Source organism: Kribbella speibonae (assembly GCF_004331375.1).
GTDB lineage: Bacteria > Actinomycetota > Actinomycetes > Propionibacteriales > Kribbellaceae > Kribbella > Kribbella sindirgiensis.
Genome location: NZ_SJKC01000005.1, coordinates 548,073 through 567,544 on the forward strand (window position 1 = coordinate 548,073; position 19,472 = coordinate 567,544).

17 protein-coding genes are annotated in these 19,472 nt (G+C 68.6%); 13 read left to right on the top strand and 4 right to left on the bottom strand.

Going from position 1 to position 19,472, the window contains the following annotated elements; genetic code table 11:
* The first annotated feature begins 24 nt into the window (after nt 1-24).
* The 7 genes from E0H92_RS33900 to E0H92_RS33930 all read left to right on the top strand — a co-directional run bounded on the left by E0H92_RS33900 (nt 25) and on the right by E0H92_RS33930 (nt 6,473).
* Nucleotides 25-1,665, top strand: coding sequence for a hypothetical protein (locus E0H92_RS33900; protein ID WP_131499116.1), 1,641 nt, complete (start codon nt 25-27; stop codon nt 1,663-1,665).
* A gap of 175 nt (nt 1,666-1,840) precedes the next feature.
* Entirely contained in the window at nt 1,841-2,143 is a 303-nt protein-coding gene (locus E0H92_RS33905) for an urease subunit gamma (RefSeq protein WP_131461785.1), read from the top strand.
* Between the two features lie 176 nt (nt 2,144-2,319).
* A complete protein-coding gene (gene ureB, locus E0H92_RS33910; RefSeq protein ID WP_131499117.1) occupies nt 2,320-2,679 on the top strand; it encodes an urease subunit beta in 360 nt (119 codons plus the stop codon).
* A complete protein-coding gene (locus E0H92_RS33915; RefSeq protein ID WP_131499118.1) occupies nt 2,672-4,375 on the top strand; it encodes an urease subunit alpha in 1,704 nt (567 codons plus the stop codon). Before ureB ends, E0H92_RS33915 begins: the two co-directional genes overlap by 8 nt.
* Nucleotides 4,375-5,094 carry an urease accessory protein UreF gene (locus tag E0H92_RS33920; protein ID WP_131499119.1) on the top strand — a complete coding sequence of 240 codons (720 nt, stop codon included), beginning with the start codon at nt 4,375-4,377 and terminating at the stop codon, nt 5,092-5,094. Before E0H92_RS33915 ends, E0H92_RS33920 begins: the two co-directional genes overlap by 1 nt.
* A complete protein-coding gene (gene ureG, locus E0H92_RS33925) occupies nt 5,087-5,803 on the top strand; it encodes an urease accessory protein UreG (protein WP_131461789.1) in 717 nt (238 codons plus the stop codon). Before E0H92_RS33920 ends, ureG begins: the two co-directional genes overlap by 8 nt.
* A complete protein-coding gene (locus tag E0H92_RS33930; RefSeq protein ID WP_131461790.1) occupies nt 5,787-6,473 on the top strand; it encodes an urease accessory protein UreD in 687 nt (228 codons plus the stop codon). Before ureG ends, E0H92_RS33930 begins: the two co-directional genes overlap by 17 nt.
* Here E0H92_RS33930 and E0H92_RS33935 read toward each other — a convergent pair.
* On the bottom strand, nt 6,461-7,378 hold the full coding sequence (locus tag E0H92_RS33935) for a zinc metalloprotease (RefSeq protein WP_131499120.1): 918 nt from the start codon (nt 7,376-7,378) through the stop codon (nt 6,461-6,463). The two genes, E0H92_RS33930 and E0H92_RS33935, sit on opposite strands and share 13 nt — an antisense overlap.
* Before the next feature lie 161 nt (nt 7,379-7,539).
* Here E0H92_RS33935 and E0H92_RS33940 point away from each other — a divergent pair, with 161 nt between their 5' ends.
* The 6 genes from E0H92_RS33940 (at nt 7,540) to E0H92_RS33965 (ending at nt 16,134) form a co-directional block, all read left to right on the top strand.
* Nucleotides 7,540-7,890: a PadR family transcriptional regulator gene (locus E0H92_RS33940; RefSeq protein WP_131499121.1), complete on the top strand. Its 351-nt coding sequence runs from the start codon at nt 7,540-7,542 to the stop codon at nt 7,888-7,890.
* A complete protein-coding gene (locus E0H92_RS33945) occupies nt 7,887-8,867 on the top strand; it encodes a hypothetical protein (protein ID WP_131499122.1) in 981 nt (326 codons plus the stop codon). Before E0H92_RS33940 ends, E0H92_RS33945 begins: the two co-directional genes overlap by 4 nt.
* A gap of 40 nt (nt 8,868-8,907) precedes the next feature.
* Nucleotides 8,908-9,834, top strand: coding sequence for a LysR substrate-binding domain-containing protein (locus tag E0H92_RS33950; RefSeq protein WP_131461794.1), 927 nt, complete (start codon nt 8,908-8,910; stop codon nt 9,832-9,834).
* Complete coding sequence (locus E0H92_RS33955) at nt 9,831-10,937, top strand: mandelate racemase/muconate lactonizing enzyme family protein (protein WP_131461795.1); 1,107 nt, start codon at nt 9,831-9,833, stop codon at nt 10,935-10,937. Before E0H92_RS33950 ends, E0H92_RS33955 begins: the two co-directional genes overlap by 4 nt.
* 155 nt (nt 10,938-11,092) lie before the next feature.
* Nucleotides 11,093-13,327, top strand: a complete 2,235-nt coding sequence (locus tag E0H92_RS33960) for a family 43 glycosylhydrolase (protein ID WP_131499123.1) — start codon at nt 11,093-11,095, stop codon at nt 13,325-13,327.
* Nucleotides 13,324-16,134, top strand: a complete 2,811-nt coding sequence (locus tag E0H92_RS33965; RefSeq protein WP_131499124.1) for an alpha-glucuronidase family glycosyl hydrolase — start codon at nt 13,324-13,326, stop codon at nt 16,132-16,134. Before E0H92_RS33960 ends, E0H92_RS33965 begins: the two co-directional genes overlap by 4 nt.
* A 2-nt stretch (nt 16,135-16,136) precedes the next feature.
* On the opposite strand, the gene E0H92_RS33970 is transcribed toward E0H92_RS33965, so the two are convergent.
* The 3 genes from E0H92_RS33970 to E0H92_RS33980 are packed head-to-tail and all read right to left on the bottom strand — an operon-like array spanning nt 16,137 to nt 19,415.
* Nucleotides 16,137-17,132 carry a LacI family DNA-binding transcriptional regulator gene (locus E0H92_RS33970; protein WP_131499125.1) on the bottom strand — a complete coding sequence of 332 codons (996 nt, stop codon included), beginning with the start codon at nt 17,130-17,132 and terminating at the stop codon, nt 16,137-16,139.
* A gap of 29 nt (nt 17,133-17,161) precedes the next feature.
* Complete coding sequence (locus E0H92_RS33975) at nt 17,162-17,431, bottom strand: hypothetical protein (protein WP_131499126.1); 270 nt, start codon at nt 17,429-17,431, stop codon at nt 17,162-17,164.
* A 25-nt stretch (nt 17,432-17,456) separates the two neighbouring features.
* Complete coding sequence (locus E0H92_RS33980) at nt 17,457-19,415, bottom strand: APC family permease (RefSeq protein ID WP_131499127.1); 1,959 nt, start codon at nt 19,413-19,415, stop codon at nt 17,457-17,459.
* Between the last annotated feature and the right edge of the window lie 57 nt (nt 19,416-19,472).

Here is a 19,472-nt window from a genome sequence, read left to right on the forward strand (position 1 = left end):
GAAGGTGCCGCCAGGAGTTCGCCCATGTCTGTGGAACCCTCGCTCGACCACCGCACCACCGCTGCAGCCCCCGCACCCACCACCGCGACCCGCGAGACGCTGGAGGACTACACCCTCCGGTTCGCGCCGCGCAGTTACCGGAAATGGTCGACCGGCGTCGTCGCCGTCTCCGCTCTCGGCGGGATCGCCTACCTCGCCGACTTCGCGATCGGCGCGAACATCGGGATCTCATACGGGACCACGAACGCGCTGTGGGGTATCGCGATCTTCGCGGTGGTGATCTTCGCGACCGGCCTGCCGCTCGCGTACTACGCCGCGCGCTACAACATCGACCTCGACCTGATCACCCGCGGCAGCGGCTTCGGGTACTACGGCTCGGTCGTCACCAACGTGATCTTCGCGTCCTTCACGTTCATCTTCTTCGCGCTCGAAGGCTCGATCATGGCGCAGGGTCTGCAACTGGGTCTGCACGTGCCGCTGTGGCTCGGGTACGCCGTCTCGACGCTGGTGATCTTCCCGCTGGTCATCTACGGGATGAAGGTGCTCTCCACGCTTCAGGTGTGGACGACGCCGCTGTGGCTGATCCTGATGGTGCTGCCGTTCGGCTACCTGCTCGTGTCGCACCCGTCGTCGGTGTCGACGTTCTTCGACTACGGTCCGGACGCCGACTTCGGATCGATGCTGCTGGCGGCCGGGGTGTGCCTGTCGCTGATCGCGCAGATCGCGGAGCAGATCGACTACCTGCGGTTCATGCCGCCGAAGACCCCGGAGAACTCGCGCCGGTGGTGGACCGCGATGCTGCTCGCCGGTCCGGGCTGGGTGATCTTCGGCGCGCTGAAGCAGGTGATCGGGCTGTTCCTGGCCGTGTACTTGATCGCGAACGTCGCCGACTCGTCCTCGATCGCGAACCAGCCGGTGCACCAGTTCCTGGAGATCTACCGCGGGTTCCTGCCCGGGTGGCTGGCGATGACGCTGGCCGTCGTACTGGTCGTCATCAGCCAGGTGAAGATCAACGTGACGAACGCGTACTCCGGTTCGCTGGCCTGGACGAACTCGTACACGCGGCTGACCCGGCACTACCCCGGACGGCTGGTGTTCCTCGGGTTCAACCTGGTGATCGCGCTGGTGCTGATGGAGGCGAACATGTTCGACTTCCTGAACACCATTCTCGGGTTCTACGCGAACTGCGGGATGGCGTGGATCGTGGTCGTTGCCTCGGACATCGTGTTCAACAAGTACCTGCTGCGGTTGTCCCCTCTGCAGCCTGAGTTCCGGCGCGGGATGCTGTACGCCGTGAACCCGGTCGGCTTCGTGTCGATGGCGGCGGCCGCGGGCGTCTCGATCGTCGTGTTCTTCGGCGGATTCGGCGCCGGGATCAAGCCGTACTCGCCACTCGTTGCGATCGGGCTGGCCCTCGTCCTCCCGCCGGTGCTGGCCGTGATCACGCGCGGCAAGTACTACCTGCGGCGGACCGACGACGGACTCGACCTGCCGATGTACGACGAGCACGGGAACCCGTCGGGCGAAGTACTGACGTGTCATGTTTGCCGTCAGCAGTACGAACGCCCCGACATGACCGCCTGCGCGACGCACTCCGCGGCCGTGTGCTCGCTCTGCCTGAGCACAGACAAGGTGTCCGACCACGTCCTTCCCGCACAATCATGATCTGCCCCCCGCCGGAGCTGCAATGATGCGGGTTGGGGAGGATTACCTACCCAAATCGGACAGTAATCCTCCCCATCCCGGCCCGTCCGACTGCGCTCGCAGTCTTCGACCTCCGAAGGGAGTCAGCGGCGGTCACGCCTCGCCTTGAACAACGGGCCGGCCCCGCACCACTCACATGAACTTCACTCCCGCTGACGTCGAGAAGCTGCTGCTCTCCGTGGCCGGTATGGTCGCCCGCGACCGGCTGGCCCGGGGAGTGCTTCTCAACCACCCCGAAGCCGTCGCCCTGCTCAGCACCTGGGTGATCGAACGCGCCCGCGAAGGCGCTCTCGTCGCGGACCTGATGGAAACCGGTCGCACCGTCCTCACCCGCGACCAGGTGATGCCTGGAGTGGCCGAACTCCTCCACGACGTCCAGGTCGAAGCAACGTTCCCGGACGGGCGGAAGCTCGTCACCATCCACCACCCGATCGTCTGAGGAGCACCATGTCCGCTCCAGATACCTCCCCGGTCGACCCGCGCAGGGCAGCACTGCCCTCCGGTTCCGGGCTGCTGCCGCCTACGAAGTCACTGATCGGGCCGGCGCGCCTGCGCTCGATCTCCTGCCTTCACCTGCACGTCGCCGAGTGCGTGCCGTCTGGGAGGTGAGGCGCGATGGCTGACGTCTCAGAAGCGGGGAACACCGCGTTGCCTGGTACGGCGGCACCCGGAGCGATTCGGGTGCGACCCGGCACAATTCGGTTGAATGCCGATCGCTCAGACGACGAGCGTTTGCGGCTGGTGATCGTGAACGCCGGCGACCGGCCGATCCAGATCGGCTCGCACCTGCACCTGCCGGACGCCAACTCGGCCCTCACCTTCGACCGCGAGGCCGCCCAGGGGTTCCGGCTGGACATCCCGTCGGGTACGTCGCAGCGGTTCGAGCCCGGTGCCTCGCGTGAGGTGGCGCTGGTCGCGCTGCGAGGCAACCGCCGGGTCCCGGGCATCCAGTTGAAGGGCGCGGATCGTGGTTGAGATCTCCCGGGCCGCGTACGCCGCGCTGTACGGGCCGACCGTCGGCGACCAGGTGCGGCTCGCGGACACCGACCTGTGGGTGGAGGTCGAGCAGGACTTCACCGTCGGCGGCGAGGAGGTCGTCTTCGGTGGCGGCAAATCGATCCGCGAGTCGATGGCGCAAGGGACGACGACCCGCGCGGAGGGTGCGCCCGACACCGTCATCACCAACGTGCTGGTGCTGGACTGGTGGGGCATCGTGCGCGCCGACGTCGGCATCCGCGACGGCCGCATCATCGCCCTCGGCCGCGCGGGCAACCCCGATATCGCGGACGGCGTCCACCCGGACCTCCGGGTCGGGCCGTCCACCGACGTGATCGCCGGCGAGGGCCGCATCCTCACCGCCGGCGCGATCGACTCGCACGTCCACCTGCTGTCCCCGTCGCAGCTCCACGAGGCGCTCGCGACCGGGATCACCACGATCGTCGGCGGCGGCACCGGCCCGAGTGAGGGCTCCAAGGCGACCACGGTCACCCCCGGCGCGTGGCACCTCGAGCAGATGCATCGCGCGCTGGACGCCGTACCGCTCAACATCCTGCTGCTCGGCAAGGGGAACACCGTCAGCGCCGAGGCCCTCGCCGAGCAGGCGCTCGCGGGCGCCGCCGGGTACAAGGTGCACGAGGACTGGGGTTCGACCCCGGCCGCGATCGACGCCTCGCTGCGGGCCGCGGACGAGTGGGGACTGCAGGTCGCGCTACATGCCGACAGCCTGAACGAGGCCGGGTACGTCGAGTCGACGCTCGGCGCGATCGCGGGCCGGGGCATCCACGCGTTCCACGTCGAGGGCGCGGGCGGTGGTCACGCGCCGGACATCCTGTCGATCGCGTCGCACCCGCACGTCATCCCGGGCTCCACGAACCCCACGTTGCCGCACACCGTCAACACGGTCGCCGAGCACCTCGACATGCTCATGGTCTGCCACCATCTCAGCCCCGACGTCCCCGAGGACCTCGCGTTCGCCGAGTCCCGGATCCGGGCCACCACGATCGCCGCCGAGGACATCCTGCACGACCTCGGCGCGCTGTCGGTGACGTCGTCCGACGCGCAGGCGATGGGCCGGATCGGTGAGGTCGTCACGCGCACCTGGCAGGTCGCGCACGTGATGAAACACCGCCGCGGCGCGCTGCCGGGCGGCCTTCCCGCCGACAACGAGCGGGTCCGCCGATACGTCGCGAAGTACACGATCAACCCGGCCATTGCCCACGGCATCGATCACGTCGTCGGCTCGGTCGAACCGGGCAAGCTCGCGGACCTCGCGCTCTGGGACCCGCGGTACTTCGGGGTCCGCCCGAGCCTGGTGATCAAGGGCGGCGCGATCGCGTGGGCCGCCCTCGGAGATCCGAACGCGTCGATCCCGACGCCGCAGCCGGTGCTGATGCGGCCCGCGTTCGGCGATGCGATCGGGGCGGACCTCTCGTACACGTTCGTGTCCCCGGCCGCGCTCGACAACGGGCTGACCGAGCGGCTCGGTCTGCGGCGCGGGCTACTCGGCGTCCGTCCGACGCGGGACATCACCAAGGCGGATCTGAAGAACAACGACGCGCTGCCGGCGATCGACATCGACCCGGAGACGTTCGCGATCAAGGTCGACGGCGAGCTGGTCGAGCCGGCGCCGGCGTCGGTCCTCCCGCTCGCTCAGCTGTACGCGATGTTCTGATGGGCAACGCCGAACTGGTCGCGATGATGCTCGCCGACGGCCGGCTGCCGACCGGCGGGCACACCCAGTCCGGTGGACTGGAGCCCGCGGTCCGCGCGGGCCTAGGTGCCGACGGCAAGCAACTCACCGACGTCGCGGCCTATGTCCGCGATCGCCTCCGTACGACGACCCGCGTGGAAGCCGCTGTCGCTGTCCTCACCCGCCACATGGCGCTGGCTCTTTCCGGAACAAAAGTTGCACCAGGCGACAAAAATGTTCCGGAAAGCTCCGGTATGCAAATGATCGAAGCCGCGTGGGCCGCGCGGACGCCGAGCCACGTGGTTCGGGGCGTCTCGCGGCGGCAGGGGCGGCTGTTGTTGCGGTTGGCGCGGCGCGTGTGGCCGGGCGTGTCGGCGTACCTGCCGAATGACGGCGAGATCGCGAGGCCCGTCGTACTCGGGGTCGTCGGGGCGGTGACCGGGCTGTCGGCGGAGCAGGTGGCGCGGACCGTCGCGTACGACGATGCGCAGACCGTCATCTCCGCGTCCCTGAAGTTACTGCCCGTGGACCCGGCCGACGCGGCGACCTGGCTGGCCGGCCTGCACGACGACATCGAGCGGCTCGTCAAGGACGTCGCGCCGCTGACCCGCATCGACGAGATCCCGGCCGATGGTGCGCCGCTGATCGACGTGTTCGCGCACCACCACGCCATCGAGAGAATGAGGTTGTTCCATGCCTGAGACGCCTGAGACCCGCTCGTTCCGCCTAGGTGTCGCCGGGCCGGTCGGCACCGGCAAGAGCTCGCTGATCGCGACCGTCTGCCGCGAACTCGCCGACGAACTCCGCCTCGGTGTCATCACCAACGACATCTACACCGACGAGGACGCGCGGCTGCTGCGCTCGGCCGGCGTCCTCGACCCGGAACGCATCCGTGCCGTCGAGACCGGCGCCTGCCCGCACACCGCGATCCGCGACGACGTCACGCCGAACCTGATCGCGGTCGAGGACCTCGAACGCGACTTCGCGCCGCTCGACGTCGTCCTGGTCGAGTCCGGCGGCGACAACCTGACCGCGACGTTCTCCCCCGCGCTCGTCGACGCGCAGATCTTCGTCCTCGACGTGGCCGGCGGCGGTGACGTGGCCCGCAAGGGCGGTCCCGGTATCGCCCGCGCCGACCTCCTGATCGTCAACAAGACCGACCTCGCGCCGTACGTCGGGGTCGACGTCGAGCAGATGGTGAAGGACGCCGAGACGGCCCGCGACGGGAAACCCGTGATCGCGCTCTCCCGCACGGATCCCGCGTCGATCGCACTCCTGACCGCATGGGTGCGCTCGATGGCACACGTCGTACGCACCGGCGACCACACCCCCGTCGATCCCGGCCCCATGGCCCCGCACTCGCACGTCGGCGAGAACGGCGAGGTCATCACCCATGTCCACACGCATTGAGGTCGTCGCCGACCCGGTCCGGGACCGCTGCCTGCTGACGACCGACCACCTCTCGCCGCGGCAGCTGCCCGGTGCCGCCGGCGTCGTACGCGTCGCCCTCGTCGCCGCCGGTGCGCTGCTGCTCGCCGGCGACGACGTACGCATCGAGATCGCTGTCTCCGGCGCCGTCCGGCTGGAGATCGTGGAAACTGCCGGAACCGTTGCCTACGGCATGCGTGGCGGTTCCGCGCGCTGGGACATCGACATCCGCCTGACCGACGGCGCCAGCCTGCAGTGGTACGCCGAACCGTTCGTCGTCGCCGCCGACGCCGACGTCACCCGTACGACGACCGCACGCCTCGCGACCGGCTGCACCGCGCACCTTCGCGAGTCACTCGTCCTGGGCCGCCAAGGTGAAACCGGCGGCGTCCTGCGTACCGCGACCCGTGCCTGGCTCGGCGAGGACCTGCTCCTCGCCGAGGATCTCGACCTCTCCCCCGACACCCGCACCGGCTGGGCGGTCCTGGGTACGAACCGTTGCCTCGACACCGTGACCACGCTCGGCTTCCGGCTACCCGACGACCCGCAAACTCTGCAGCTCGAGGGCCCGGGGTCGATCGCGCGCCGCCTGGTGCACGAACAGCATCAGAGCACCCTCAACCGCCCAGCCTCCGCGAGCTACGCCCGGTAAGCGCTCCACATGCTGCTCATGCGAGTGCTCTGGTCGAGGGTGAACTGGTTGTAGCAGGAGTCGTACGAGTAATCCATGTAGTTGTGGATCGGGTCCAGGCCCGGCAGCGAGCACGAGTCGCGTCCGGTCGGGCAGCCGTTGGTCGGGCTGCTCTGCGCGGGCGTGTCGGCGACCTCGTCGTTCGTCGCCGTACAACCGCCCTGGAACGTGTGGTACAGCCCGAGCCAGTGGCCCGCTTCGTGCGTCGCGGTCTCACCGAGGTCGTAGTTCGTCGCCGAGCCACCGGGCAGCGACGTGTACTGCACGCGGATCCCGTCGATGCCGGGCTGCCGCGCGTAGTCCCAGGGGAACGTCGCGATCCCGAGGTACGCGAAGTCGACCAGCCACATGTTCAGTGCGTTCTTGCCGCCCTGACGGGTCTTCTTGCGATACGTGCTGCTCTGCTTGTCCTTGTGCCACTGGTTGTTGTCGTACTTGTTGACACCGGCCAGTGTGAACGTGAAGCCGGTGTTCGCGGCCTGCGACGACTCCTGCCCGCCGTACGTCTTGTTCAGTACGGCGATCTGCTGCGAGATCTGGGTGTCGGTGACATCGCCGTTGCCGGCGGCGTCCCGCATCACGTGAACGTAGACGGGCACGTTCACCGACGCGGCGGCGCGGGCGGTCTTTGCCTTGAGCAACCGCGCCGTCTGGGCTTCGATCGCCTTCTGCTCGGCGGCCGAGATGTCGCGGGTGTCGGGACCGTGACCGCCCTTCGCGGACGCGCCGGCCGGCGGTACGAAGCAGTCCGGCGCCTCGCCGACCGGCATTCGCGCGGTCGCTTGACCGCTCAGTGGAGTCAGGACCAGAGCCGCACCCGAAACCAGGACCGCCAGGGCACGGGAACGAGGGATGAGAGATCGCATAGCTGCGCTCCTCCAGGTCGGGCCGCTGGGCGGGCGGCCGGTTGTCCCGAATACTGCCCAGCACTTACCTGACACGGAAGCGGTCGCTCCCCAAACCAGGGGAATCCTTCGCCATGACTCGATGGTTGCTATATACCGATGAACTGACTATCGTCTGGCGCATGTCCTCTTCCGAGATGCGCGAGCCGACGTTCCTCGTCCTGGCCGCCCTCGCCGACGGCCGCAAACACGGCTACGCGGTGATCAGCGAGGTGTCAGGGCTGTCCAGCGGCCGCGTCACCCTCCGTCCCGGCACCCTGTACGCCGCTCTCGACCGCCTCTGCGACGAAGGTCTGGTCCGCCCGGCCGGCGAGGAGATCGTCGACGGGCGCCTCCGTCGGTACTACGAACTCACGGACGCCGGCGCCGAGACGCTGTCCACCGAGGCGGCTCGCCTGCAGTCCAACGCCGACCAGGCGCTCCGCAAGCTCCGGCTCCGGCTCGGTCCCGCGGCAGGAGGTGGCGTCGCATGAGCGCCCTGTACCGCGCCGTACTGAAGTGCTACCCGCGTTGGTGGCGCGACCAGCACGGCGAAGAGGCGCTTGGCCTGTTGCTCGACTCTGCCGAGGCTCGTGGCCGCGCCGACTTCAGGGATCTGCTCAACCTGGCGGCCCACGCCGCTCGGCTCCGCCTGACCCAGGCAGGTCCGCCCACTCTGGTGCAGGGCATCCGCAACCGGGTGTCGGTGATCGCGGTGGCACTGCTGGCCGCGATCAGCAGTACGTTCCTGGTCTTCGGCGAGTGGGCGCCCTGGGATCCGCAATCGAGTATGGAGGGCTCGCCGATCGGCAACGTGACCACCGGATCGATCCCGTACCTGGCCGGGCTGCTCGCCGCGCTCGCGATGATCCTCGGCCGGGCGGTCTCGGCACGATGGCTCGCCGCCTTCAGCGCACTGAGCGCGCTGGCGATCATGGCGCCGCCGATCGAACAGTTCGCGCACAGCTTCGGCTTCACCCGCCCGCCAGGCGGCGTCCTCGCCTTCGTCGTCATGGTGGCCGCCCTCGCCGCGACCGGTGAGCCAGTGCCGCCCCGCAGCAGCTCACGCGGCCTGTTCGCGCTGCTGACAGCCGGTCCGACCATCGCCGCGATACTCGTCCTCGCATCGTCGCTAGGCCCCGAGCCTTGGTTCTTCTACCGCCTACCCGATCAGGTCTCACTGCGAATCGCCCTCGGGATCCTGCTGGGCACCGGCCTCATCGTGCTCGCCGCCGTCCTACTGATCGCGGGCCACCGCACCTGGGGCACCGCCCTCGCGGTGAACTCGGCCCCCTGGCTGCTCCTGTTCGCCCTCGACCCGACAGTGCGCGGCGTAGGAGCCGCACCAATCAGCGGCCCGAGCCTGCTGGCCCTCGTAGTCGCCGCCGCACTACTCACAGGCCTGCTCGTGATCCGGCGTCAGGCATCCAAGCCAACTGATACGCCCAGTCAATCAATCGCGCCGAAATGAGTACTTGTTCTGACTCAATATTGGTATCTACGGTGAATGAATGGAACTGCGTCACCTGCGGTACTTCGCGGCTGTTGCCGAGACCTGTCATTTTGGGCAGGCGGCTGAGCGGCTGCACATGGCGCAGCCTGCGCTGTCGCAGGCGATTCGGCAGCTCGAGTCCGAGCTCGGCGCGGTGCTGCTGACGCGGACGACGCGGCAGGTCCGGCTGACGCCGGCAGGTGAGTTCTTTCACGGCGAGGCCCGTCGCATCCTGCACCAGCTGGACGGTGCGGTCAGCGGCGTACGGCGGGTCGCCGAGGGGCGCCGTGGTCTGGTCCGGGTCGGGTTCACGGGTACGGCGGCGTTCACCCAGCTCCCCCGCTTCGCCCGGATCCTGCAGAGCCGTCTGCCCGACGTGGCACTCGAGGTGCACGCGGACCTGCTCACTCCCGCCCAGACCGCGGGCCTGCGCGACGGTAGCCTGGACCTCGCCGTTCTCCGACCACCGCTCTCCGCCGGAACTCCAGCCGTCGGGGATCTCGACGTGCGGACGATCGAGAGCGAGCCGCTCGTGCTCGCACTCTGTGCGGATCACCGGCTCGCCAAGAAGCCCGAGATAACGCTCTCTGACGTCTCCGGCGAGCCCTTCGTCTTCTACTCGTCACAGAACTCCGCGGTCAACGACGCCGTACAGCGCGTCTGCCAGGCAGCGGGCTTCACGCCACGGCGCGAGCACGAGGCGCCCGGCACCGCGGTCCTGCTGCCACTGATCGCGGCAGGCCTCGGCGTCGCCCTCGTCCCCGGATCCGTGCGCGCCGTACCGCTCGAAGGAGTCGTCTTCCGCGAACTCCCCGACGCGGGCTCGATCGAACTCGCCCTCGCCTGGCGGCGCGACGAACCGTCGGCCCTGGTCCGCACGGTCCTCGCCGAACTCGATGCCGCCGGCATCTTCCAGCCCACTGAGCCCCAGGAAGTGAACCGATGAAGATCACGGCGATCGAGGCCATCCCGTTCGCGATCCCGTACCGGAAGCCGTTGTACTTCGCCAGCGGTTCGGTCGAAGTCGCCGAGCACGTCCTGGTCCGGGTGCACACCGACGACGGGATCGTCGGCATCGCCGAGGCGCCCCCGCGCCCGTTCACGTACGGCGAGACGCAAGCCGGCGTCATCGCCGTGATCGACCAGTTCTTCGCCCCCGCGATCATCGGCACCAGCCTGCTCGAACGCGAACTGATCATGGCCCGCCTGAACCGCACCGTCGGCAACCCGGTGGCCAAGTCCGCCGTCGACATGGCGGTCTGGGACGCCCTTGGCCGCACCCTCGACCTCCCGGTCACCGAACTGCTCGGCGGGTACTCGGACCGGATGCGCGTGTCCCACATGCTCGGCTTCGACGAACCCGCCGCCATGGTCGACGAAGCGGAGCGGATCCGGGACCAGTACGGCGTCCGGACGTTCAAGGTGAAGGTCGGGCGGACGCCGTACCGCCTCGACACCGCCGTGGTGCGCGCGCTCCGAGAAGGACTCGGCGACGACATCGAGCTGTACGTCGACGGGAACCGCGGCTGGTCGGCCTCGATCGCGGCCAGGGCGATGCACGAGATGGCGGACCTCGGGCTGCTGTTCGCGGAGGAGCTGTGCCCGGCGGACGACGTCCTCGGGCGGCGCTGGCTGGTCGGGCAGTGCGACGTACCGTTCATCGCCGACGAGTCCGCCGTCACGCCGGCCGATGTCACCCGGGAGATCCTCGGCGGCGCCGCGACCGCGGTGAGCATCAAGACCGCGCGCACCGGGTTCACGTACTCCCAGCGTGTGCATCACCTCGCCGAAGGGCTCGGGGTGGAGGTGGTGATGGGCAACCAGATCGACGGTCAGCTCGGCACGATGTGCACGGTCGCGTTCGGTTCGGCGTTCCGGCTCACGACGCAGCGCGCCGGCGAGCTGTCGAACTTCCTGGACATGAGCGACGACCTGCTCACCGAGCCGCTGCAGATCGTCGACGGCACGCTCGCGGTGCGCCCCGGCGCGGGACTCGGCGTCGAGATCGACCCCGGCAAACTGGCCCGGTACCGGCAGGACGCTGGCTGAAGCTCGACAGCAGCAACGTCATGCCGCCCAGGTCTTGATGGGTGGGTTCCGGGCGTCGAGGTCTTGCGGTCGAATTATCGATCACTTACCGTCTGGGTGATCGATCACTCGACTGTCCGCCTGACACCTCCACCGCCCAGTGAGGACTCGTTGTCATGCCTCGAACCGTGTCGTTCCGCCTGATCCTCGCCGGCCTGGTGGCGCTGCTGATCGCTGTCGCCGGACTGCCGCCGGTCAGTGCCGCGCCCGCGCAACCCGTCGCCGGCCACAGCAATCCGTTGATGAGCGACATCGCCCAGGCGTTCTCCGACGTCGGGCTGATCCGCGCCAAGGACGGCGCCTGGTACTCCTACGCGACCAACACGAGCCTGACCCGCGAGAACGCGGACAACGGCGGCCCGCAGCACCTGATCCCGATGGTGCGCTCCACCGATCTCGTGCACTGGGAGTTCCTCGGCGACGCGTTCAGCGCCGAGAACCATCCCGAATGGGCGCCGTGGCCGCAGAAGGGTTACTGGGCGCCGGACGTCCGGTACGTCGACGGCCAGTACTACATGTACTACTCGGCGCCGAGTTCCACGCCGCTCGGAGCGGCCATCGGTCTGGCGATCTCGGACTCGCCCGCCGGGCCGTGGAAGGACATCGGTCACCCGGTCGTGGACTTCGTCGCGGACAGCGAGGTGATGGAGATCGACCCGATGATGTTCATCGACGAGGACGGCACGAAGTACCTGTACTACGGCTCGTTCCGCCGTGGCGGGATGCACGTCGTACGCCTGGCGCCCGACGGCCGCAGTACGGTCGGTACGTCGCAGCAGGTCGTCGCCGGCGAGCGTGGCGAAGGCGCGTGGGTGACGAAGCGCGGACCCTGGTACTACCTGTTCTACTCCGGCTACGGCTGCTGCATCGGCAACGTCGGCGGCGGTGGGTACCCGGTGCTGGTCGGGCGCTCCACCTCCCCCACCGGCCCGTTCGTCGACGAGAACGGCGTGTCGCTGACCGCCGCGCGGCCCGGCGGGACGATCGTGAACTCGTTCAACGGGAACTCGCTCTCCGCGACCGGACACAACGCCGTCACGGTGGACCGCTCCGGGCAGCAGTGGAACCTCGTCAACTCCGACATCCGCGCCGACCACACGTGGGGCGGCCGCCCGCAGTCGATGGACCGCCTGGACTGGATCGGCGGCTGGCCGACGGTCCGCGCCGGCCAGTGGACCTCCGACCAGCCGCAGCCCGCACCCGCGACAGCGGCGAGCGTCAGCAGCTCATTCGACGACGCCGCGGCACTGACGGACTGGCGCACGGTCGCCGGCGAGTGGAAGGACGCATCAAGCGGTGGGTACGTCGAATCCACCGAGGCCTCGTCGTTGCTGGTCAGTCGTACGAACGGACCGGCCGACTACCGCGTAGAAGCCGACCTGCGCACCTCGGCGGGCAAGGCCGGGCTGGTCTTCGCCTATCACTCGCCGCGGAACTACTCCGTCGCCTGGCTCGACCCCGAGCGCGGCTCACTCCGCGTCGAGCAGCGTGTCGGCGGCAAACTCGTCAGCTCCTCGGAAAGCGTCCTCTACAAGGGCTTTCGGTACGACACCTGGCACTCAGTCAGCGTCGAGGTCCGCGGTGACCGCGCCACGATCCAGGTCGCGCCTGCGCTCGGCGACAACCCGTTGGGTGAGCTCACGGTGCGCGTGCTGGCCGGACCGGCGCAAGTGGGCCTCGCCGGAGCAGCACAGGGCGACAACATCGCGATGACCAAGCTCTACCAGCCGGTCACGCGGAAGGTCCCGGATCCGCACGTCGGCAAACTGCTCCCCGCCTTCAGCGACGAGTTCACCGCCGCCGACTCCCAGTGGCAGTGGACCGGCGCCAACCAGGGTCACCTCGAGAACGGTCAGCTGGTCTGGGACACCCAGGCCACCGACCTCAGCAAGGAAGACAACCTCGCCACCGTCCTCCTGCGTGATGCGCCGCAAGGCGACTACACAGTGGAGACGCGCCTGTCCCTGCCGTTCCAGGGCAGCACCGGCAACGCCCGCGCCGGACTCATCGCCTGGGCATCACGAACACAGTCACTGCAGCTGGCTCCGACCCGCACAGGCGCCGTACAACAGTCCTTCCTGTGGCCAGGGGCGGACGCGACTCCTTGGGCCGAGGCGATTCAGCTCGGACCGAGCGCCGACACGATGTGGTTGCGGCTGCGCCACACCACACAGCCGACCACTGGTGAGCATCTGTTCCAGGCCGCCACCAGCCTCGACGGTCGCCACTGGCAGTGGGGCAGTTACTGGTACCTCCCCGCCGACGCCGGCCCGCTCAAGCTCGGCCTGATCTCTATGGGCGGCACAGGCACGACAGCCCGGTTCGACTACGTGAGGACGTACCAGTCATGACCATCACCCGCCGTACCGTGCTAGCCGGCGGCGCGGCCGGAGCATTGGCCGCCGCTCTCCTGCCCGGCTCAGCATTTGCTGTACCGCCCAATGAAAACGGCTACGACCTCTGGCTGCGCTACCGCCTAGTGGCCGACAGCAACCTCTTGACTCGGTACCGGGCCGCGTTCACCCACGTCGTTGTGCAGGGCAACCACGCCGTACTGCGCTCCGCGGGTGCCGAGCTGGCCCGTGGGCTGTCGGGACTCCTCGGCCGCTCGATACCGGTACGCGACCAGATCGGCCGAGGCGCCGTGGTCGTCGGGACCAAGGCCAACGACGCTCTCGGCCCAGAGGGATTCACGATCAAGCGCCGTACCGACCGGGTCGAAATCACCGGGACGGGAGAGCGTGGAGCGCTCTACGGCGCCTTCCGGTTCCTGCAGCAACTGCAGCGGCGACGCCCGCTCGAGCGCCTCGACCTGACCGACCGGCCCGCGTCACCGCTGCGCATGCTCAACCACTGGGACAACCTGAACCGCAGCATCGAACGCGGCTACGCGGGCAAGTCCATCTTCGTCTGGGACGAGCTCCCCGGACTCCGCGAGCGGTACGTCGACTACGCGCGCGTCCTCGCCTCGGTCGGGATCAACCACACCGTCATCAACAACGTCAACGCCAGCGCCGAGTTCCTCCGCTCCGAGCGGTTGCCGGGGCTGGCGGCGCTGGCCGGCGTACTGCGGTCGTGGGGTGTGCGGCTGTGGTTGTCGGCCAACTACGCGGCGCCGATCACGCTCACCGCGGGTCAGTCGTCGCCGATCACCGTCGCGGATCCGCTCGACGCACGGGTGCAGCAGTGGTGGCAGGACAAGATCGACGAGATCTACCGGCTGATCCCGGACTTCGGCGGGTTCCTGGTGAAGGCGAACTCCGAGGGACAGCCAGGTCCGCTCGACTACGGGCGGACGCATGCCGAAGGCGCCAACATGCTGGCCGACCGGCTCGCGGCGTACGACGGAAAGCTGGTCTGGAGATCCTTCGTGCACGAGGGGTTCGACGACTGGGCCGAGTACCAGTACCGCGTGTTCCAGCCGCTCGACGGGCAGTTCCACGCGAACGCCGTCGTACAGACGAAGAACGGGCCGATCGACTTCCAGGTCCGGGAGCCGGTCAACCCGCTGTTCGGCGGGCTGCCGCAGACGAACCAGATGATCGAACTGCAGGTCACGCAGGAGTACACGGGGCACTCGACGCATCTGTGCTACCTGGTGCCGGAGTGGAAGTCGATCCTCGGTTTCCAGACCCATACCGGCACGGGCAGCGGTCCTTCGGTCGCGGATATCGTCACCGGCGTCGCGTACGACCAGGAGAACGTCGGTCTGGCCGGGGTCGTCAACCTCGGCGATGACCGGGACTGGACCGGGTACCAGCTCGGCGCGGCCAACACCCACGGTTTCGCCCGGCTGGCTTGGAACCCGAAGCTGTCCGCGGATGAGATCGTCACCGAATGGATCGAGCTGACGTTCGGGGGCGATCGCCAGGTCGGGTCGGTGCTCAAGGCAATCATGTTGCGGTCGTGGGAGACGTACGAGAGCTACACGTCGCCGCTCGGGATGGGCTACCTCACGTATCCGCTCGGCTCGCACTTCGCGCCGGCGCCGACCACCACGCAGAACCTGTCGCACCACACCACCGCCGATGGGACAGGGTTCGACCGGACCGCCGCGACCGGCAGCGGGTTCACCGGGTTGTACGCCGAGCACTGGCAGAACATCTACGGTTCGCTCGAGAACTGTCCGGACGAGCTGCTGCTGTTCATGCACTGGGTGCCGTACACGCATCGGCTGCGCTCGGGGAAGACCATGATCCAGCACATCTACGACAGCCACTTCGACGGGTACGAGCGCGTGGTGGAGTTCCGGCGCGCGTGGGGCCGGTTGGCGGGGCGCGTGGATCAGGCGCGGTACGCCGATATCGCGGCGACGTTCGACGCCCATGTCATCGAGGCGGAGCGCTGGCGGGACACGATCGTTGCGTACTTCTATGGGTTCTCGCGGATCGTGTCGAGCGGTACGGGGTGGTTGCAGCTCGCGTATCCGGGCGGGCGACTGCTGTTCGGTGGGCGCGCCAACAGTCTCGCGGTGGAGGTCACCAACGCTTCCGGCGCGGAGCGGTCGATTACGGCGGCTGTGCATCCGGTGGACTCGGGTTGGCAGGTCGGCACGGCTCGTGCGACGGCCGCGGCGGGGGAAGCTGCGACCGTCGTACTGCCGGTGACTCCGCCTTTGATCGCTGACCATTTCGACCTGGCGATCGATATCGATCCTGCGCAGATGGCGTTGGGGTCGCGGAACCAGACGTTTGTCGTCACGCCGGATGCCGGGCAGTGTCATCTTGCGTTGGACATCGGGACCACGGACAGCCCGCTGGTGACGGGTTATGCGCGGGTCTCCCCCAGCACTAGTTGGGACGCGACCCGGGGATATGGCTGGGTCGGTACGGCGCCGCAAGGTCGGGATCGCGGCAGTACGTGGGACGCGCTCCGGCGGGACTTCTGCGGTGACTATCCCGCGCGCACGCTGCGGATCACCCTGCCGCCCGGTCCGGTCCGGCTGTCCGCGCTCGTCGGCGACGGCGGCCCGGACTGCCCGCCGACGATCATCGCCGAGGGCAACAAAGTCCTTGCCACGTCCACCGATCTCCCCGGCGGCATCTTCACCTGGCTGCACGCCGACCTCGACGGCGGCCCCACCGGCCGCACCGCCGACCTAACCCTCGACAGCGAACCAGACCGCTTCTGGCACCTAGGAGCCCTGATCCTCACCTAACCTCATCGCCGGCGGGGTGGGACTGTGGTGTCGCGGAAGACTATTTCGGTGGGGGCTGCGGGGAGGGGGGCTGGTTCGGGTTCGTTGCGGATGGCTGCGATGAGGCGGCGCATGCCGTGGCGGCCTGAGGTCTCGCGGTCCACGCGGACCGTTGACAGCGCGGGGGTTCCGTAGCGGACGAGGGTCAGGTCGTCCCATCCGGTGACGCTCAGATCCTCCGGCACCCGCCACCCGCGCCGGAACGCGGCATGCATCACCCCGACCGCGATGTGATCGCTCGCCGCGACCACCGCGGTAACAGGCGTGTCGTCAGCCAACGACTGCACAGCCTCGACACCGGTATCGGGATGCCACGGCCCGTCGTACACACCGTGCGACCGCAACCCCAACCGCTCACAAGCCTTCAGATACCCGGACTTGCGGAGCTGCGCCGACCTCCAGTCCTGCGGCCCCGCCGCGTGAAAGAAGTCCCGATGCCCGAGCTCCGCCAGCCTCTCCAGGATCTCTTCCATCGTCGCCTCATCGGCCGCCACCGCCTCGACCGCCCGCAGCCGATGGTCGAACTCAGCAGTCTGTACGACGACACCCGCGCTGTGGGTGTCGACCGTCAACGGTGTCACCGACAGCACCCCGTCGACCTGACCGCGCGCCAGGATCTCGTCCGCCAGCCGGCTCAGCTCGGCCGGGTCCTCGTCGACGCCGATCACGATCTCCACCTGGTACCCGAGCCGCTGCGCCTCCTCGCACGCCGCGGCCACGGTCCGTTCCGGCCCGGTCCACCCCGGCAGGATGATCGCGACCGCCCCGGTACTCCGCGTCCGCATCGCCCGCGCCATCAGGTTCGGCCGGTACCCCAGCTCGTCGACCGCCGCCTTGATCCGCACCGACGTGTCCGCCCCCACGGTCGGATCGGCCCGCAGATACCGAGACACCGTCTGATGCGACACACCGGCCAGCGCAGCCACGTCGTACATCGTCGGCCGCCGCTGCACACTCATACCGCCACGATACTTGGACGAAGTACCGATCAGTCCGAGCCGCCGGCCAGCAACTGCTCCAGCACCTCCGCAGCCTCGTCGTAGCCGGCATCCGCAATCCGCTGCAACTCCAGAAGATCACGAGCGGCCGCCGCACGCCGCGTCAGCAACTCCCCCGCGTGCAGACACCCCTCGTCCAGCAGATCGCTCAACTCCTGTACGTCGCCACGCGCCTCAGCCAGGTCCGCAAGCCGGTCCAAGGCCCGCTCGTTGCCGTCATCGGCCAGCGCCCGCAGCGTTTCCCGATCAAAGTCCGTCATACCGGCATCATCCGCCTTCTCGTGCTCAGCCGACGTGGACCCAGGGGCGGTTCGAGCGTTTGGGTTCGGCTCGGCGGAGGACTTCGCGGGTGACTGGGGGTACGTCGCCTTCGCCGGAGATCAGGTAGCGGAAGAGGAAGTAGAACGGGTTGCCCTCGGCCCAGGCGAAGTAGATGTGGGGCATCACGTTCCAGTCGTCGCGCATCTTCAGCAGCAGGGCGGCGATCGCGTTCGGGACGCTGGGGCTCTCGACGCGGAGGATCTTGTAGCCGTGGCGTTCCTCGCCGCGGACGTCCAGCTCGGTCTCGAACTGGGACGCGTCGGTCAGCGTGACCTCGAGGAACAGGATCGGCAGGCCTTCCGGCAGGTTGCGCACCTCACGCTGCTCGGCCTCCTTCTCCTGGTACTCCGCCTTGTCCCGGGCGTCCGGTTCGTTCGCGATGATCCGCAGCTCACCGTGCCGGGCGGCCGCGGCGATCAGCCGGCTCGCCTCCTCGTCGAACCGGACCTCGGTGGCCCGGAGCTCCAGCGACCGGGTGGCGCGCGAGATCAGCGAGGTGAGGATGATCGCGACGATGAAGAACGAGGCGATCTGTACGCCGTCCGGCCGCTCGATGATATTCGCGACGGTCGTGTAGAGCAGCACCACGCTGATCACGCCGAACCCGACCGTCTTGGCCCGCTCCCCCTTCCGCCGGGCGGACAGCGTGACCGCGATCGACGCGGACATGATCAGCACCAGTACGCCGGTCGCGTACGCACCGCCCTGCGCGTCGACGTCGGCCTTGAACAGGATCGTGATCACGAACGCGATCAGCCCGAAGACGATCACCAGCGGCCGGGTCGCCCGTGCCCAGTCCGGAACCATGCCGTAGCGGGGCAGGTAGCGCGGCACGATGTTCAGCAGGCCGGCCATCGCGGACGCCCCGGCGAACCACAGGATCAGGATGGTGCTGACGTCGTACACCGTCCCGAACACGCTGCCGAGGTGCTCATGCGCAAGGTACGCGAGCGCCCTCCCGGAGGCTTCGCCGCCGTCCTTGAACTCGTCCTCCGGGATCAGCACGATCGTCGCGAAGCTGCTGGTGATCAGGAACCCGCTCATGATCAACGCGGCTGTGGTCAGCAGCTTGCGGGTGTTGCGGATCCGCGTCTCCGGGTGGGCCGGGTCGTCCCCGGCCGCACCGTCGACCTGCGGCATCACGGCGACACCGGTCTCGAAGCCGGACAGGCCGAGGGCGAGCTTCGGGAACACGACCAGCGAGATGCCGATCATCACCCAGATGTTCGAGTGCTCGGTGGTCAGCATGCCGCTCCAGTTCGTGACCAGCTCCGGCGCGGTGACGACGTTCCAGAGCGCGTTCGCGACCACGATCAGGTTCAGGCCGAGGTACACGACGACCAGGGCGACCGCGATCCCGATCGCCTCGCCGAACCCGCGCAGGAACACGCCCGCCAGCAGGGCCAGCAGCACCAGGGTGATGATCACCTCCTTGCCCTCGAACCAGTGCGGCACGTACGGGTTCTCGACCACGTGCGCGGTGGCGTCGGCGGCGGACAGCGTCATCGTGATGATGAAGTCGGTGGCCATGAAGCCGAGCAGGACCAGGATCGTGAACTTGCCCTTCCAGCGGCCGAGCAGCCGGTCGAGCATCGCGATGGAGCCCTCGCCGTGCGGGCTCTCGGCCGCGACCCGGCGGTAGACCGGCAGCGCGCCGAGCAGGGTCAGGAGAACCAGGATCAACGTCGCGACCGGTGACAGCAGGCCGACCGCTGCCGCGGCGATCGCAGGCTGGTAGCCGAGCGTCGAGAAATAGTCGACACCGGTCAGGCACATCACCTTCCACCAGCGGTGCGTCGGGTGCGGCGCCGGCCGATGCGGGCCCGGGTGCCCGGCCGGACGGTCGTGCAGCAACCAGCCGACCACCCGCCCATGGGTAGGCGGCGGGACGCCGACCGTCTCGTTCTCACGCGTTTCTGTCACCGCCCGGAGCCTAACCAGCGCTCGGCGCCCGACCCGGCCCTTCTAACGCCCTTCTAA